The organism is Allomuricauda sp. MMSF_3307 (assembly GCF_030733585.1).
In the GTDB taxonomy this organism is placed as follows: domain Bacteria; phylum Bacteroidota; class Bacteroidia; order Flavobacteriales; family Flavobacteriaceae; genus Flagellimonas.
In genome coordinates this window covers 1-15254 of record NZ_JASHIQ010000007.1, presented here as the reverse complement: position 1 = coordinate 15254, position 15254 = coordinate 1, and the positions used below count along the sequence as shown (strand labels likewise).

Genomic DNA, 15254 nt, shown 5'->3' with positions numbered 1-15254 from the left:
CTTTATTTTTTTGTTAAGGATTGGCCAAACCGAGTTAATTATATTTGCGGTTCTAAAACGAACAATTGGAATTTACCTTAACACAAAAGGACGGAAAAACCAAGGCACGGGCCGGGGAATTACTTACGGACAATGGTACCATACAAACCCCGATCTTTATGCCAGTGGGTACGGTTGCCTCGGTAAAAGGGGTGCATCAGCGGGAGCTAAAGGAGGAAATTAATCCGGATATTATTTTAGGAAATACGTATCACCTGTACCTCAGGCCTGGCACTGGGATTCTGGAAGAAGCTGGCGGACTCCATCAATTTATGGGGTGGGACCGTCCTATTTTGACCGATAGCGGGGGGTATCAGGTATATTCACTTTCCGATAACAGAAAAATTAAGGAGGAAGGCGTTAAGTTCAAGTCCCATATTGATGGCTCCCTGCACGTATTTACCCCTGAAAATGTGATGGAAATACAGCGCACCATTGGAGCTGATATCATCATGGCTTTTGATGAGTGTACCCCGTACCCATGTGATTACCAATACGCGAAGCGTTCCATGCACCTTACCCATAGATGGCTGGACAGATGTATCGATCATTTGGAAAAACTTCCATTCAAATACGGCTATTCCCAAAGCTTTTTCCCCATTGTTCAAGGGTCTACCTACAAAGATTTAAGGAAACAATCAGCGGAATATATTGCATCCGTAGAGGCTGAAGGCAATGCCATTGGTGGACTTTCCACGGGAGAGCCTGCCGAGGAGATGTACGAAATGGCCGAGATTGTTTGCGATATATTGCCAGAGGACAAGCCCAGATATTTAATGGGGGTAGGAACACCCATCAATATTTTGGAGAACATTGCCCTTGGTGTGGATATGTTCGATTGTGTAATGCCCACTCGAAATGCACGCAATGGCATGTTATTCACAGCGCACGGCACCATCAACATCAAAAACAAAAAATGGGAAAACGATTTTTCTCCCATCGACGAAATGGGCATCACCTTTGTGGATACTGAGTATTCAAAAGCTTACTTGCGACATTTATTTGCAGCCAACGAGTATTTGGGCAAGCAGATTGCCACCATCCATAATCTGGGCTTTTATTTGTGGTTGGTGCGTACGGCAAGAGAACGTATTTTAGCCGGAGATTTCTTGGAGTGGAAGACCATGATGGTAAACCAAATGGATAAACGACTGTAATGCTCACCATACTCGATAGATACATCCTTAAACGCTACCTCATTACCTTTATGGGGATGCTCCTGTTGTTCGTGCCCATTGGGATCATGGCCAACTTAGCGGAGAAAATTGGGAAAATCATTGACAACGAAGCCCCTTTGGCAGAGGTCATTGTGTTTTATGGCAACTTTACTTTAGTAATCGGAAACTTGTTGTTGCCCATATTCCTGTTTCTATCGATTATATTTTTTACCTCCAAATTGGCCAGTAATACCGAAATCGTTGCCATTTTGAGCAGTGGTGTCTCCTTTTGGCGGTTTTTGCGCCCCTATTTTGTAGGTGCAACCCTAGTGGCCATTCTGATTTTTATGATGGGGATGTTTATTGTGCCACATGCCAGTATTGGTTTCAATGAGTTTGAGTACAAATACTTTAAAAAAGGGAAGCGCGACCGTGTAACGGAAAATATCTTCAACCAATTGAACGAACGGGATTACATCTACGTAAGCAGTTTTGATCCCAACCGTCAAATCGGGTATAATTTTACCTACGAGCATTTTGATTCCATCGGTAAACTGGACTATAAGATCTCCGCTAGCAACATCCGGTGGGTAAAGGATGATAGCCTTTACAGGTTGACGAACTACGAAAAACGTACCTTGCGCAACGAAACCGAATATATCGAGGCCAAAAGGCGATTGGATACCATCTTTTCATTTCAGATTGATGACCTTACCCCAGTTTCTTACGTGGCCGAGACCAAAAACCTTTTTGAGCTCAACGATTTTATTGAAGATCAGCGAAAAAAGGGTGCCTCCAATATCAATGCTTACGTGCTGGTGAAGTACAAACGGTGGGCACTTCCCATTGCAGCTTTTATCCTTACCGTAATTGCCGTAGCTGTTTCTTCCATGAAACGAAGGGGCGGTATGGGGCTCAATTTGGCCTTTGGTATCGGGGTGGCCTTTGTCTACATCTTTTTCGACAAGGTTTTTGGGACATTGGCGGAGCAATCCGGTTTTTCACCGCTATTGGCCGTGGTGATACCCAACCTTCTTTTTGGCGTTTTTGCCGTTTACATGCTCATGAAAGCCAAGCGCTAATCTGTCCAAAATAGTGTATATTGTTGACGTTAAAAGACTTGTATATTTCAGGTGAGTATGCCATAATGTTATATATTTGTCCCCATTGTTTTTCGTGAAAATAAAAGACTTCCCATGGAATATCTAGAATTTGAACTCCCCATCAAAGAACTTGAAGAGCAACTTCAAAAATGTATGGTGATCGGGGAAGAAAGTGATGTAGACGTTACCGAAACCTGCTCGCAAATCGAGAAAAAACTCGAAAAGACCCGAAAGGATATTTACCAAAATCTCACGGCCTGGCAAAGGGTTCAGCTCTCAAGGCACCCCAGTAGACCCTATACCATGGATTACATCAATGCCATCTGTGGGGATACTTTTTTGGAGCTTCATGGGGATAGAAATGTAAAGGATGACAAGGCCATGGTGGGCGGATTGGGAAAAATCGGCGACCAGAGCTATATGTTCATTGGGCAGCAAAAGGGCTACAACACCAAAACCCGCCAGTACCGAAACTTTGGTATGGCGAATCCCGAGGGATATAGGAAAGCATTGCGTTTGATGAAATCTGCCGAGAAGTTCAAGATTCCAGTAGTGTGCTTTGTGGACACTCCCGGTGCCTATCCCGGCATTGAGGCGGAAGAGCGCGGACAAGGTGAGGCCATAGCCCGAAATATCTTGGAAATGACCCGTCTTAAAGTTCCGATCATCGTTATCATTATCGGGGAAGGAGCCTCTGGAGGTGCTTTGGGCATTGGAGTAGGGGACAAGGTATTGATGTTGGAAAACACATGGTATTCCGTAATCTCCCCAGAATCCTGCTCATCCATTCTTTGGAGAAGCTGGGAATACAAGGAACAGGCTGCAGAAGCCCTCAAATTGACCGCTACCGATATGAAGAAGCAAGGGTTGGTCGATGAAATCGTGAAGGAGCCCCTTGGTGGAGCCCATTCGAACCGACAAAAGACCTTTGAGACCGTTGCGGACAAAATTTCTTCCCATTACGAAGAACTCAAAAAGTTATCACCAAAAGAATTGGTAAAAACCCGTATGGATAAATACGCCAACATGGGTGTTTTTAGCGAATAAATCTTGTTTTTCGGGGACTTATCTTTTTTGTTAGGTAATATCCCCGATTTTTTTTATGTTATCAACAGGTATTTTAAGTTATCAACATTTAAATTGTTGAGTACCTGTGGAAATCACATCCGTCAAAATTAAAGTTAACTAAAGGTTAATTAGCTACTTTCGCATTCATGGAAAAACCTAGCCCCATTGTTGGACATCGCGTGGACAAATCCACCCTTATCAATTTGGAGAAGGGGAAAATACCACCTCAAGCAGTTGATTTAGAGGAGGTTGTATTGGGTGCGATGATGATTGACAAAAAAGGGGTGGATGAGGTCATCGATATTCTTCATCCAGATGTTTTCTACAAGGATTCCCACAAATATATTTACGAAGCCATCTTTAAATTGTTCGAATCTTCCGAACCGGTGGATTTATTAACCGTTTCGGCCCAATTGAAGAAAGATGGCAAGCTGGAAGCGGTAGGAGGTGATTTTTACCTGATAAAACTGACCCAAAAAGTAGCCTCTTCGGCGCATATTGAGTTTCACGCCAGGATCATACTCCAAAAATACATTCAAAGAAGTCTTATCAAGATTTCTAACGATATCATTGAGGAGGCCTACAGTGATGCTACCGATGTTTTTGACCTTCTGGACAATGCAGAGGCCAAATTGTACGAAGTCACCCAAGGAAACCTTAAACGTTCGGCCGAAACCGCCCAAAATTTGGTGATACAGGCCAAAAAGCGAATTGAGGAAATATCCAATAAAGAGGGGTTGAGTGGAATCCCCTCCGGTTTTGATAAATTGGACAAGTTGACCTCTGGATGGCAACCCAGTGATTTGATCATTGTGGCAGCACGTCCCGGTATGGGTAAAACGGCCTTGACCCTTTCCATGGCGAGGAACATTGCGGTGAATTCAGAAATTCCCGTTGCCTTTTTCTCCTTGGAGATGTCATCCGTGCAGTTGATTACCCGTTTGATTTCTTCCGAAACGGGCTTGTCTTCCGAAAAATTACGGACCGGTAAACTGGAAAAGCACGAGTGGGAACAGCTCAATGTAAAAGTAAAGACGCTGGAAAAGGCACCTTTGTTCATTGATGACACACCATCGCTTTCCATTTTTGACTTGAGGGCAAAGGCCAGGCGATTGGCATCCCAACACGGTATCAAGTTGATTATCATTGACTACTTGCAGTTGATGACGGCAGGTGGAAGCCAAAAAGGAGGGAACCGTGAACAGGAAATCTCCACCATCTCCAGAAACTTAAAGGCACTCGCGAAGGAACTCAACGTTCCTGTGATTGCCCTGTCACAGTTATCGAGGGCAGTTGAGACAAGGGGAGGCAGTAAACGACCCATTCTTTCCGATTTGAGGGAATCGGGAGCCATTGAGCAGGATGCGGATATCGTTTCCTTTATTTACAGGCCGGAATATTATAAAATTGACGAGTGGGACGATGAGGAGCGCACCCCGACCCAAGGTCAAGCCGAGTTTATTGTGGCCAAACACCGTAATGGAGGTTTAGAAAATATTAGGTTAAAATTTGTGGGTGCTCTGGGTAAATTTGATAACTTGGATGACTTTGATTCCCCATTCGAATTCCAATCGAAGATGAATGCGGATGAAGAAAATCCCTTTGCAACGCCAAATTATCCGAGTGCGGATGATGCTTTTGGCAGCGCAATGAACAGTGACGATGACCCAGATGATAATGACGTACCTTTTTAAAATAGCAACCTTTCTGTCACCTCGAGCGAAGTCGAGATGTCTCCTTTTTATTTCACTCTTACTTTCTTTACAATCTTTTGCCTCGGTCATCCTGGTACCGATGGATGCCGAAGGTCAAAAAAATCATTTAAAAGCTTACGGAATTACCTATTGGGTATTGTCCAAGCAGCAAAAGGTGCAATGGCTGCTCAATTATCGGGGCGGCTCTTTTTTATTGCCTGATGGTGATGCGATTCGAAAGGAATGCCAAATTCGTGGCGTTTCCTTTGAGGTCTTATCCGATGCGCAGGCCGAGCAAATCTTGGATGAAATCAGCAGTCCATCACAGAATCAGGATGCCGTTATCCTTGAAAAAGCACCAAAGATCGCAGTGTATTCCCCAAAGGGGAACCAACCTTGGGACGATGCTGTGACCATGGTACTGACCTATGCGGAGATTCCCTATACCACCATATACGATACTGAAGTTCTGGGCGATAAATTGGCGCTATACGATTGGTTGCACCTGCACCATGAGGACTTTACAGGCCAGTATGGACGCTTTTACGGACATTATAGAGCGGCTCCTTGGTATATTGAGGATAAGGCCAATGCCGAGGCATTGGCGCAGAGCTTGGGCTACTCAAAAGTTTCGGAAGAGAAATTGGCCGTTGCCCTCAAGATCAGAAATTATGTGATTGGTGGCGGGTTCATGTTTGCCATGTGCTCCGCAACCGATAGTTTTGATATTGCCCTTGCTGCCGAGGGAGTGGATATCTGCGAACCGATGTTCGACGGAGACCCTTCCGATGCGAACTATCAAGCCAAATTGGATTTTAGCAAAACGTTTGCCTTCACCAACTTTACCTTGGAACGGAACCCCATCCGATATGAGTTTTCCTCCATCGATATGACAAACAAACGTGCGAATGTACCGAGGGAATCCGATTATTTTTCTTTGATGGAGTTTTCCGCAAAATGGGACCCTGTACCTACCATGCTAACACAAAACCATACGAGTTTGGTGAAAGGGTTTATGGGGCAGACCACTGCCTATACCCGAAACGAAGTGAAGCCCACGGTAATGGTCTTGGGCGAGAACAAAATCAACGGAGAGGCCCGATACATTCATGGTATAAAAGGGAAAGGTTTCTTCACCTTTTATGGCGGCCATGATCCAGAGGATTACCAGCATAGGGTAGGGGACCCCAAAACGGAATTGGAGTTGCATCCCACTTCGCCCGGATACCGATTGATTTTGAACAATGTTTTGTTTCCCGCCGCCCGCAAAAAAAAGCAGAAGACCTAACCCAAGTGCTCTTTAAAGAAGTCAATGGTTCTTTTCCAAGCTAAATCGGCCGAGGCCTCATCAAAACGTGGCGTGGTATTGTTATGGAAGCCGTGGTTGACATCGGGATAAAAATGGACTTCGTAATCTTTATCGAGTTCCTTTAGTTTTGCTTCGTAATCGGGCCAACCCGCGTTCACCCGTTCATCCAATCCAGCATAATGAATCAATAGTGGGGCCTGTATTTGTGCTACTTCATTATCTTCGGGCTGACTTCCATAAAAAGGAACGGCAGCGGCCAAATCCGGCACTTTCACGGCCATCATATTGGAAATCCATCCGCCGAAACAAAATCCGACCACACCCACTTTGCCATTACAGTCTTCGTGATTTTTGAGATACTCGTAGGCGGCGATAAAATCCTCCAACATTTCGTTGCGATCTCGTTCCCGTTGCATGGCCCTTCCGTCATCATCATTTCCGGGATAACCTCCAAGCGGAGTAAGCGCATCCGGAGCCAACGAAATAAAACCGGCTTTTGCAGCTCTTCGCCCCACATCTTCTATATAGGGGTTGAGTCCGCGATTTTCGTGTACCACAACCACACCGCCCATTTTGCCCGAACTATTTTTTGGTTTGGACAATAATCCTTTGATTTCGCCACCACCCTTTGGAGAGTTATAGGTGATGAACTTGGAATCCAGTTCCGGGTCATTGGGCGATACGGTCAGCGTATCCTTGTAATTGGGCATTACAAAACTCATCAAAGAGGCCAGGGTAATGCCGCCCACGGCGTAAACAGAGAGCTTTTCCATGAATTCCCTACGGTCTATCTGGTTATGGGCATATTTGTCGTACAGGTCAAAAACTTCCTGTTTGATGTCATCTTTTTTTAAGGGTGCCATGCTGCTGGTGTTTGGTTAACAATGACCTTAAGGTACAAATTATCCTATTGCTGAATCATAAAATTAATTGGAAACTGCTTCAGCAGTGGGAAATTGGAATGGATTTTGATCAATTTTCCGTAGTGAGACTATCCACAGGTCTATTTTTGGGCCATGCCTGGCTGATCATATGATGGGTGATCAACCATTTTCCCTGCAAATTTTGATACACCCTCAAGTGATTGATTATCCTGTCGTCCATGGGTGTTCCATCAGGCCATTTTTGTTTTGTACGGATGTTTTGCGTTCGTACCGATGCAATGGAATCACTTAGAAAACGGATTTCGTTCGCTCCATAATTGTTTTCACCAGACATAACAAAATCAAGTCCAAAAATCGTTTCCAAGAGTTTTTTTAGTTCTTTCTTGGTCTGAACCCGGTCACCAAATGCATTAGTCCAGTCGGTACTATCGGCGTAATGTTTAATGGATAGTTCCACATCCTTGTTTTCCCAGCCTGTATCCCATGCATCAATACTTTTATTGATGGATGACCTGGCTTTGTCATAATCCATTTGAGGTTGAGAGCTTTTGGTTTCACAGCTGGCAATAAGGCATACAACGGCGAATGCTTTTAATACATTTTTCATACGGTTGATTTTTAAAAAGTCAATGGGGGAGAAACAGTCGGTGTAATCAACTGCCAATCATAAAGATATATAAAAAATCAATCCATTTGGAAAATACTAGAGGAGCCTTTCCAGAATACGCTCCACTCCAAAATCGTCATTGCTATGGGTGGTATATTTGGCGGTTTTCAAAACATTGGGATGGGCATTGGCCATGGCAAAACTGTAATCGGATAGTGCTAGCATTTCCAAATCGTTGTTGTAATCCCCGAAGACCATAAGTTCGTGTGATGCAATCTGATATTCATCCATTACCTTTTGGAGTGCGTAGCCCTTGTGGGCATTTTTATTGGAAACATCGACCCAGTTGACACCGGATACCTTTACCTTTAAGTCACCTTCCAGGTGTTTTACGTGGGGATAAATGTGCTTCTCGGAGTTCTCGAAGTGGTAGATGGCAATTTTCAGGACTTCTTCGTTCACTGTTTTCTGGTCGGTTACAATTTCAAATTCGGAATAGTACTCGCGGAGCATTTCCAGAAACTCATCGGAATCACCACCCACGAAGGCGTTGTTTTGACAGCAAAGCACCGGATGAACATTCTGTAACGGGCGAACGGTATCGAGAATTCGGTGCACTTCGGACAGGTTGATGGGCGTGGTGAGCAAGGTCTCCTCTTGTTTTCTGATCAGGGCCCCGTTTTCGGCAATCACCAAAATCTCGTTCTTGATGGACTCCAATTTATCGACCATGCTGTGATACTGTCTGCCACTAGCGGCCACAAAAGCGATATTCTTCTTTTTGAGTTCTTGGTAGATTTCAAAAAAACGTGGGCTTACCTCATGTTTGGAATTCAACAAGGTGCCGTCCATATCGGTAACCACCATTTTTATCTGTGATAGGTCCATGCCAACAAATTAAGCTGCAAAGTTATCTGTTATTCGCCGAACTGTGGGGCTGTTTTGGTAAACTTTATATTAAATTGGGGTAGAGAATATGTTAGCATGAATTTTTATCAGAAGGAAATACAATTGCCCGCATATGCCAGGGGCTTTCATTTAATTACGGAACAGGTACTTGATGCAATGCCGGATATCGAGAACATCAATACCGGTTTTTTGCAGGTCTTCATCAAGCATACTTCGGCCAGTTTGACGATCAATGAGAATGCCGACCCCACGGTTAGAACGGATTTTGAGAGCCATATCAACCAAATGGTCCCTGAAAACGCGCCTTATTACGTGCACAATTATGAGGGACCGGACGACATGCCCGCCCATATTAAAGCTTCGCTTATGGGATCGTCGGTCCAAGTACCGATTACCAATGGCAGGTTAAACTTGGGGATTTGGCAAGGTATTTATCTTTGTGAACACCGTGACCGTGCTTCGGGAAGAAGGTTGGTATTGACCGCATTCGGCAATTAATCAGCTTGGCGCTTGGAATAATTATTGTGGTTGAATCGACCAAACAACCCTTAAAAATGAATAGAAAGAGGACCCATTTACTCGCCCTTGCCATACTACTGCCCTGTGTGCTTTTTTCCCAAGAGTTTATTCAGGGACGTGTTTTGGATTCCGTATCAAAAGCACCTGTGGTGTTTGCCAATATTCTCTTGGAGGGCTCTTCCAAAGGGGTCATATCCAATGAGGATGGTAGTTTCAGGATTCCGATGGAGTTCAAATCCGAATACGAAGGTCTTCTTATTTCATCTTTGGGGTACGAGTCTGTCTCCGTTGCCATGGATGCATTGTCGGAAGACCGTCTCAATACCATTTATCTTACACCAAGGACCATTGCTTTACAGGAGACCACGGTGGTCGGGTATACCAATAGGTCTTTGGCCAAACGGATCGTAAGGAAGGCTATACGGGCCATCCCCCGAAATTTTTCAAAGGACCCTTTTAGCCTTGTGGGATATTATAGGGATTATCAACAAGATGAACGAACGTACCTCAATTTGAATGAGTCGATTGTTGAGGTTAGAGACGAAGGTTTTCATAAAAGTGACGCCAAAACCACGAAATACCAGATTTATCGCTTGGTGAAGAACATGGATTTTCCAAGGGACAGTATTTCGAGTATGTCCTACGACTACGAAAATCAGAATAAGGTAATTGCCCAAGGATTTCTGCCTTCTTATAATGGGAATGAGCTGGTTATTCTTAGGGTTCACGATGCCGTACGTAATTATGACATCGATTCCTACTCATTTGTGAACAATCTTCGAAGGGATTTTGTTCACAATCATGATTTTCAAATGGGAAGTGATGTGTACTTGGATGGGGAATGGCTGTATAGTGTGCTGTTTGATACCTATAAAGAGAACGTTAGGGCAAAAGGGAGGATCATCATCTCCAAAACGGATTACTCCATTTATGGGCTGGATTATGCGGCCTATGAGTGGAACAAGAAAAAGGAGGGAAGCGAACCATCCAATGAAGATTCCTCCCGGATGATATTCCACATACAATCGGAATATCGGCCGTACCAAGGCAAAATGTTCCTCAATTACCTCTCCTTTAGCAATCGGTTCGTGGTGCGTCTGCCCCCGGCATTCATGCTGAAGAACATAAGTATAGATACGAACAATAAGATAACTTGGCTAGAATTTAACAATCCAGTGAACATTTCTTCCACATTGGAGAAGGAGCATTATGAAGTATTTTTCAGAAAGAAGAAGTTGGCCTTTGAACTGTTGAAAGGTCATGAAGAGGAAGACAAGGTATTTATAAGACCCATTTTTACTTCGGAAAAGGATGAGACAGCCTATTTTTCAAATGATAGGGAAGCTATTAAGAAGCGTATGGTGTATAAAGTGAAAGGGTTGATGGATGTTTACGGGAATATGCTGGGTCATTCCGAGCAAAAGGAATATCTGCAATACAGGGAATTTTTTACCCAGCGCATACTACAGGGAAATGATGGAGCTGAAAATGGGGTTCCCATGGATAAGGAACGGCCATTGTTTGACCATGTGGTCACGGATGAATCGGTAGAGGCAGTACAGGACTATTGGATGAATACGCCGCTTCAGGAAGCAAACGATACTCCAGAGTAATTTAAGCCGTTGAAGATGATATAAAATAAAAGATCCCGCACAAGGCGGGATCTTTCAATAAGCGGGGTAAGTTTATATTAACTTTTTACTTTACTTTCTCAACGATGGCCTTGAAGGCATCTGGGTGGTTCATGGCCAAATCGGCAAGAACTTTTCTGTTGAGCTCTATTCCATTGGCTTTTACTTTACCCATAAATTGAGAGTAAGACATTCCGTGCATTCTGGCACCGGCGTTGATACGGGTGATCCATAGGGAACGGAACGTACGTTTTTTGTTTCTTCTATCGCGGTATGCATAAAGCATTGCTTTTTCTACCGCATTTTTGGCTACTGTCCATACGTTTTTACGTCTTCCAAAGTAACCCTTGGCTTGCTTCATCACTTTTTTTCTTCTAGCTCGTGAAGCAACTGAATTTACTGATCTTGGCATAATGTCATTTTTTTGTAGCAGGCGCCTCTTTTTTAAAGGTCTTTTAAGAGCCTGACTCCATGGTTAATAATTAATGTACCGTTGGAACGATTATTTTAAACGTAATTGTTCCTTGATGTTGTCCTCATCCGCTGGGTGAACCAAGGTCGAATGGGTCAACTTTAGCTTACGCTTTTTTGATTTTTTCGTCAGAATGTGACTCTTGAAAGCGTGCTTTCTTTTGATTTTACCAGTTCCGGTAAGCTTAAAACGCTTTTTGGCACTGGATTTTGTTTTCATCTTAGGCATTTTCCTAGTATTTAACTCCGCTTATTGTACCGGACTCGGTCCGATTTATTTTTTACTCGTCTTTGGCGCAATGAACATCGTCATCCGCTTGCCCTCCAATTTGGGCATTTGCTCCACTTTTCCAAGTTCTTCCAAATCTTGGGCCAGCCTGAGCAGTAATATTTCGCCTTGGTCCTTGTAAACGATGGAACGTCCTTTAAAGAACACATAGGCTTTTAGTTTGGCACCATCTTTCAAGAATTTTTCTGCATGTCTTTTCTTGAACTCGTAATCATGGTCATCCGTTTGTGGCCCAAACCTTATTTCCTTTACGACCACTTTGCTCGCTTTGGCCTTCATGGCCTTGTCGCGTTTCTTCTGTTCGTAAAGAAACTTTTTATAATCCATTACCTTGCAAACAGGTGGTTCGGCATTTGGTGAAATCTCTACCAAATCCAACTCCTGTTCGTTGGCTATTTCCCTTGCCTTGGAAATGGGGTAAACACCCATCTCAACATTGTCGCCGACAAGCCTAACTTCCCGGGCTTTTATTTTCTCATTGATGTTGTGAGGGTTTTTGTTTTCCCTCCTTGGTTGGGGTCTAAATCTTCTTCTAATTGCTATGACGTAAACTTTTTAATTAAACTTAATTTTTTAGAACGACTTTAAGGTACTATTTATTTCAGTAGTTACCAAGTCCGAAAATGCATCAACGCTTAAACCGCCCAAATCTTCACCTCCGTGTCGCCTGACCGAAATGGTGGCAGACTCCTCTTCTTGTTCCCCAACAATGATCATAAAAGGGATTTTCTTGAGCTCTGCCTCGCGGATTTTCTTCCCTACCGTTTCGTTCCTGTTATCAATGAGCGCGCGAATTTCGTGATTTTCTAGCGAATTCAAAACTTTTTGCGCATATTTTTCATGCTTCTCACTGACAGGCAGAACAATAGCCTGTGTCGGAATCAGCCACAACGGGAAGTTTCCTCCCGTATGTTCCAGCAATAGCGCCACAAACCGTTCCATACTTCCAAAGGGGGCACGGTGAATCATTACAGGCCTGTGCAATTCGTTGTCACTTCCTTTATAGGTAAGGTCAAATCGCTTGGGAAGGTTATAATCCACTTGGATGGTGCCCAATTGCCAACTTCTACCAAGCGCATCCTTGATCATAAAGTCCAGCTTGGGGCCGTAAAATGCGGCTTCACCACTTTCCACTACGTAGTTCAACCCTTTTTCCTCGGCTGCATCAATAATGGCCTGCTCTGCCTTTTCCCAATCTTCCTTGGCTCCGATATATTTTTCAGGATTCTCCAAGTCCCTCACGGAAACCTGTGCGGTGAAATTATCAAATCCAAGGGAATTCAATACATATAAGGTAAGGTCGATCACGTTTTTGAACTCGTCGTTCAATTGCTCCGTAGTACAGAAAATATGCGCATCATCTTGGGTGAACCCACGAACCCGCGTTAGGCCATGCAACTCGCCGCTTTGCTCATACCTGTAAACCGTACCAAATTCAGCGTAGCGTTTGGGAAGATCTTTGTAGCTAAAGGGCTGGCTGTTGTATATTTCACAATGATGTGGACAGTTCATCGGCTTCAACAGGAACTCCTCATCTTCTTTTGGAGTGTGTATGGGCTGAAAGCTGTCTTCCCCGTACTTGGCGTAGTGGCCCGAGGTAACATACAGTTCCTTTTGTCCAATATGGGGAGTGACCACCATTTCGTAACCCGCTTTCTTTTGTGCCTTCTTCAGGAATTGCTCCAATCGCTCACGAAGGGCCGCTCCGTTGGGCAACCACAGGGGAAGGCCTTGACCTACCTTTTGCGAAAAGGTGAACAGCTCCAATTCCTTGCCCAATTTTCGATGATCCCTTTTCTTGGCCTCTTCCAATAAGTGCAAGTACTCGGTCAATTCTTTTTGCTTTGGGAACGAAATGCCATATACACGGGTCAGCTGGGTGTTGTTTTCATCACCTCTCCAGTAGGCACCGGCAACGCTTAACAACTTGATGGCCTTAATGATTCCTGTATTGGGAATGTGCCCCCCACGGCATAGATCGGTAAAAGTGCTGTGGTCGCAAAAGGTAATGGTTCCGTCGTCGAGATTTTCGATGAGTTCTACCTTGTATTCGTTCCCTTGACTCTTATAATAGGAAAGCGCATCCGTCTTGGAAACACTCCTCATTTTATAATCGTGCTTGCCACGGGCAATTTCTAATGCCTTTTTTTCGATTTTTGGAAAGTCCTTTTCGGAAATGGACTGCTCTCCAAAATCAACATCATAATAAAAACCGTTCTCAATAGCCGGTCCTATGGTAAGTTTTATGCCAGGATAAAGCTCTTCCAGTGCCTGTGCCACGACGTGCGAAGTGGAGTGCCAAAACGCCTTTTTTCCCTCATCATCGTTCCATGTATATAAGGTCAGGGTCCCGTCTTCGTTCAAAGGGGTTACTGTTTCAACGGTGGTATCGTTGAATTTGGCCGAAATGACGTTTCGGGCCAATCCTTCACTAATACTTTTGGCAACATCCATGGGTGTAGTTCCCATTTCAACTTCTTTTACAGCACCATCGGGCAGTGTGATTTTTATCATGTTGTGTAAACTTCTATATTATGTAATCCAGAGGACAAAGATAATACCTTGTGTAGATGCTACAATAGTTAGTTGTAATACATGCTGATTTTCTTCACCTTTTAGATAGGATAGGCTTCATTGGTTTGGATGGAAGAAAAGGCAAGGCAAAGGTGTTTTTGTAAGTTTAAAAAAAGTTGTATTTTTATCTACTTCGCTTTCAGTGAGTTGGTGCTTATTGTGGGTAAAAGCCCAAAAAAGCTCTTGTTTGTTGTCGAAATGGTGTTACATTTGCAGCCCGAAAACAACAGAGGGTTTGTTTTTTTGGATAAGTTCAGAGGCAGATTGATGTATTGTTTTGACGAATCGACAGGATTGAAAAAAAACACAAAAAAAGCATTGTGTAATCCAAAAAAGCGTTTTACATTTGCAGCCCGAAAAATACTAAGGTGTTTTGAGGTAAGTTCTTGTGAAGACATCGTTTTTGAGGCAAAGAAAATGTTTTGATTTTTTTTCAAAAAAAAGCTTGCCGGTTTAGAAAACAGTTGTAAATTTGCAGCCGCTTTGCCAACGAGGTAAAGGGTAAAAACTGATGAGACGATTGATGTAATGTAGTTTGACTCAGTTTTTAAGAGAATTAAGAAGTTCATATACATATTGTAACGACAGCGTAGAATTAAGAAAGAACCATTTTGATGCGGGGACTCGGGATTTCCGGGTGTCGGACAGACATTCAAGGAAATACAATGAAGAGTTTGATCCTGGCTCAGGATGAACGCTAGCGGCAGGCCTAACACATGCAAGTCGAGGGGCATCGGGGAAAAGCTTGCTTTTCCGCCGGCGACCGGCGCACGGGTGCGGAACGCGTATGGAACCTGCCCCTGTCAGGGGAATAGCCCAGGGAAACTTGGATTAATGCCCCATGGTACCGTTATATCGCATGATATTGCGGTTAAAGATTTATCGGACAGGGATGGCCATGCGTACCATTAGTTAGTTGGTGAGGTAACGGCTCACCAAGGCAGCGATGGTTAGGGGCCCTGAGAGGGGGATCCCCCACACTGGTACTGAGACACGGACC

14 protein-coding genes and 1 rRNA gene are annotated in these 15254 nt (G+C 43.9%); 8 read left to right on the top strand and 7 right to left on the bottom strand.

Features of this window, described 5'->3' with window-relative positions; all coding sequences use genetic code 11:
• Positions 1-65 precede the first annotated feature (65 nt).
• The 5 genes from tgt (at position 66) to RBB12_RS15380 (ending at position 6349) form a co-directional block, all read left to right on the top strand.
• A complete protein-coding gene (gene tgt / locus RBB12_RS15400; RefSeq protein WP_179384991.1) occupies positions 66-1196 on the top strand; it encodes a tRNA guanosine(34) transglycosylase Tgt in 1131 nt (376 codons plus the stop codon).
• Positions 1196-2278 (top strand): LptF/LptG family permease, encoded by a 1083-nt coding sequence (locus tag RBB12_RS15395; protein ID WP_293285477.1) that lies wholly within the window; start codon positions 1196-1198, stop codon positions 2276-2278. The genes tgt and RBB12_RS15395 overlap by 1 nt, the downstream gene beginning before the upstream one ends.
• 114 nt (positions 2279-2392) lie before the next feature.
• Positions 2393-3346: an acetyl-CoA carboxylase carboxyltransferase subunit alpha gene (locus RBB12_RS15390; protein ID WP_293285474.1), complete on the top strand. Its 954-nt coding sequence runs from the start codon at positions 2393-2395 to the stop codon at positions 3344-3346.
• A gap of 167 nt (positions 3347-3513) precedes the next feature.
• Positions 3514-5061, top strand: coding sequence for a replicative DNA helicase (gene dnaB, locus RBB12_RS15385; protein WP_179384988.1), 1548 nt, complete (start codon positions 3514-3516; stop codon positions 5059-5061).
• Positions 5039-6349 carry an asparagine synthetase B gene (locus RBB12_RS15380; RefSeq protein ID WP_409557913.1) on the top strand — a complete coding sequence of 437 codons (1311 nt, stop codon included), beginning with the start codon at positions 5039-5041 and terminating at the stop codon, positions 6347-6349. Before dnaB ends, RBB12_RS15380 begins: the two co-directional genes overlap by 23 nt.
• Here the strand turns inward: RBB12_RS15380 and RBB12_RS15375 are convergent.
• The 3 genes from RBB12_RS15375 to RBB12_RS15365 all read right to left on the bottom strand — a co-directional run bounded on the left by RBB12_RS15375 (position 6346) and on the right by RBB12_RS15365 (position 8749).
• Positions 6346-7233, bottom strand: coding sequence for a dienelactone hydrolase family protein (locus tag RBB12_RS15375; RefSeq protein ID WP_306014549.1), 888 nt, complete (start codon positions 7231-7233; stop codon positions 6346-6348). The genes RBB12_RS15380 and RBB12_RS15375 overlap by 4 nt on opposite strands.
• A gap of 109 nt (positions 7234-7342) precedes the next feature.
• Positions 7343-7861 (bottom strand): hypothetical protein, encoded by a 519-nt coding sequence (locus RBB12_RS15370; protein WP_306014548.1) that lies wholly within the window; start codon positions 7859-7861, stop codon positions 7343-7345.
• 96 nt (positions 7862-7957) lie between these two features.
• Complete coding sequence (locus tag RBB12_RS15365; RefSeq protein ID WP_306014547.1) at positions 7958-8749, bottom strand: HAD family hydrolase; 792 nt, start codon at positions 8747-8749, stop codon at positions 7958-7960.
• 96 nt (positions 8750-8845) lie between these two features.
• Between RBB12_RS15365 and RBB12_RS15360 the strand changes: the two genes are divergently transcribed.
• Positions 8846-9268: a secondary thiamine-phosphate synthase enzyme YjbQ gene (locus RBB12_RS15360; RefSeq protein ID WP_306014546.1), complete on the top strand. Its 423-nt coding sequence runs from the start codon at positions 8846-8848 to the stop codon at positions 9266-9268.
• Between the two features lie 56 nt (positions 9269-9324).
• Entirely contained in the window at positions 9325-10902 is a 1578-nt protein-coding gene (locus tag RBB12_RS15355) for a carboxypeptidase-like regulatory domain-containing protein (protein WP_306014545.1), read from the top strand.
• Between the two features lie 85 nt (positions 10903-10987).
• On the opposite strand, the gene rplT is transcribed toward RBB12_RS15355, so the two are convergent.
• The 4 genes from rplT to thrS all read right to left on the bottom strand — a co-directional run bounded on the left by rplT (position 10988) and on the right by thrS (position 14194).
• Positions 10988-11332 (bottom strand): 50S ribosomal protein L20, encoded by a 345-nt coding sequence (gene rplT, locus RBB12_RS15350; protein ID WP_014033571.1) that lies wholly within the window; start codon positions 11330-11332, stop codon positions 10988-10990.
• 90 nt (positions 11333-11422) lie between these two features.
• Positions 11423-11620, bottom strand: a complete 198-nt coding sequence (gene rpmI / locus RBB12_RS15345) for a 50S ribosomal protein L35 (RefSeq protein ID WP_015754448.1) — start codon at positions 11618-11620, stop codon at positions 11423-11425.
• Positions 11621-11665: 45 nt separating this feature from the next.
• Positions 11666-12217 (bottom strand): translation initiation factor IF-3, encoded by a 552-nt coding sequence (gene infC / locus RBB12_RS15340; protein ID WP_293285622.1) that lies wholly within the window; start codon positions 12215-12217, stop codon positions 11666-11668.
• Positions 12218-12253: 36 nt separating this feature from the next.
• Positions 12254-14194, bottom strand: coding sequence for a threonine--tRNA ligase (thrS, locus tag RBB12_RS15335; protein ID WP_306014544.1), 1941 nt, complete (start codon positions 14192-14194; stop codon positions 12254-12256).
• Positions 14195-14916: 722 nt separating this feature from the next.
• Here thrS and RBB12_RS15330 point away from each other — a divergent pair.
• Positions 14917-15254, top strand: a 16S ribosomal RNA gene (locus RBB12_RS15330); the annotation flags it as partial.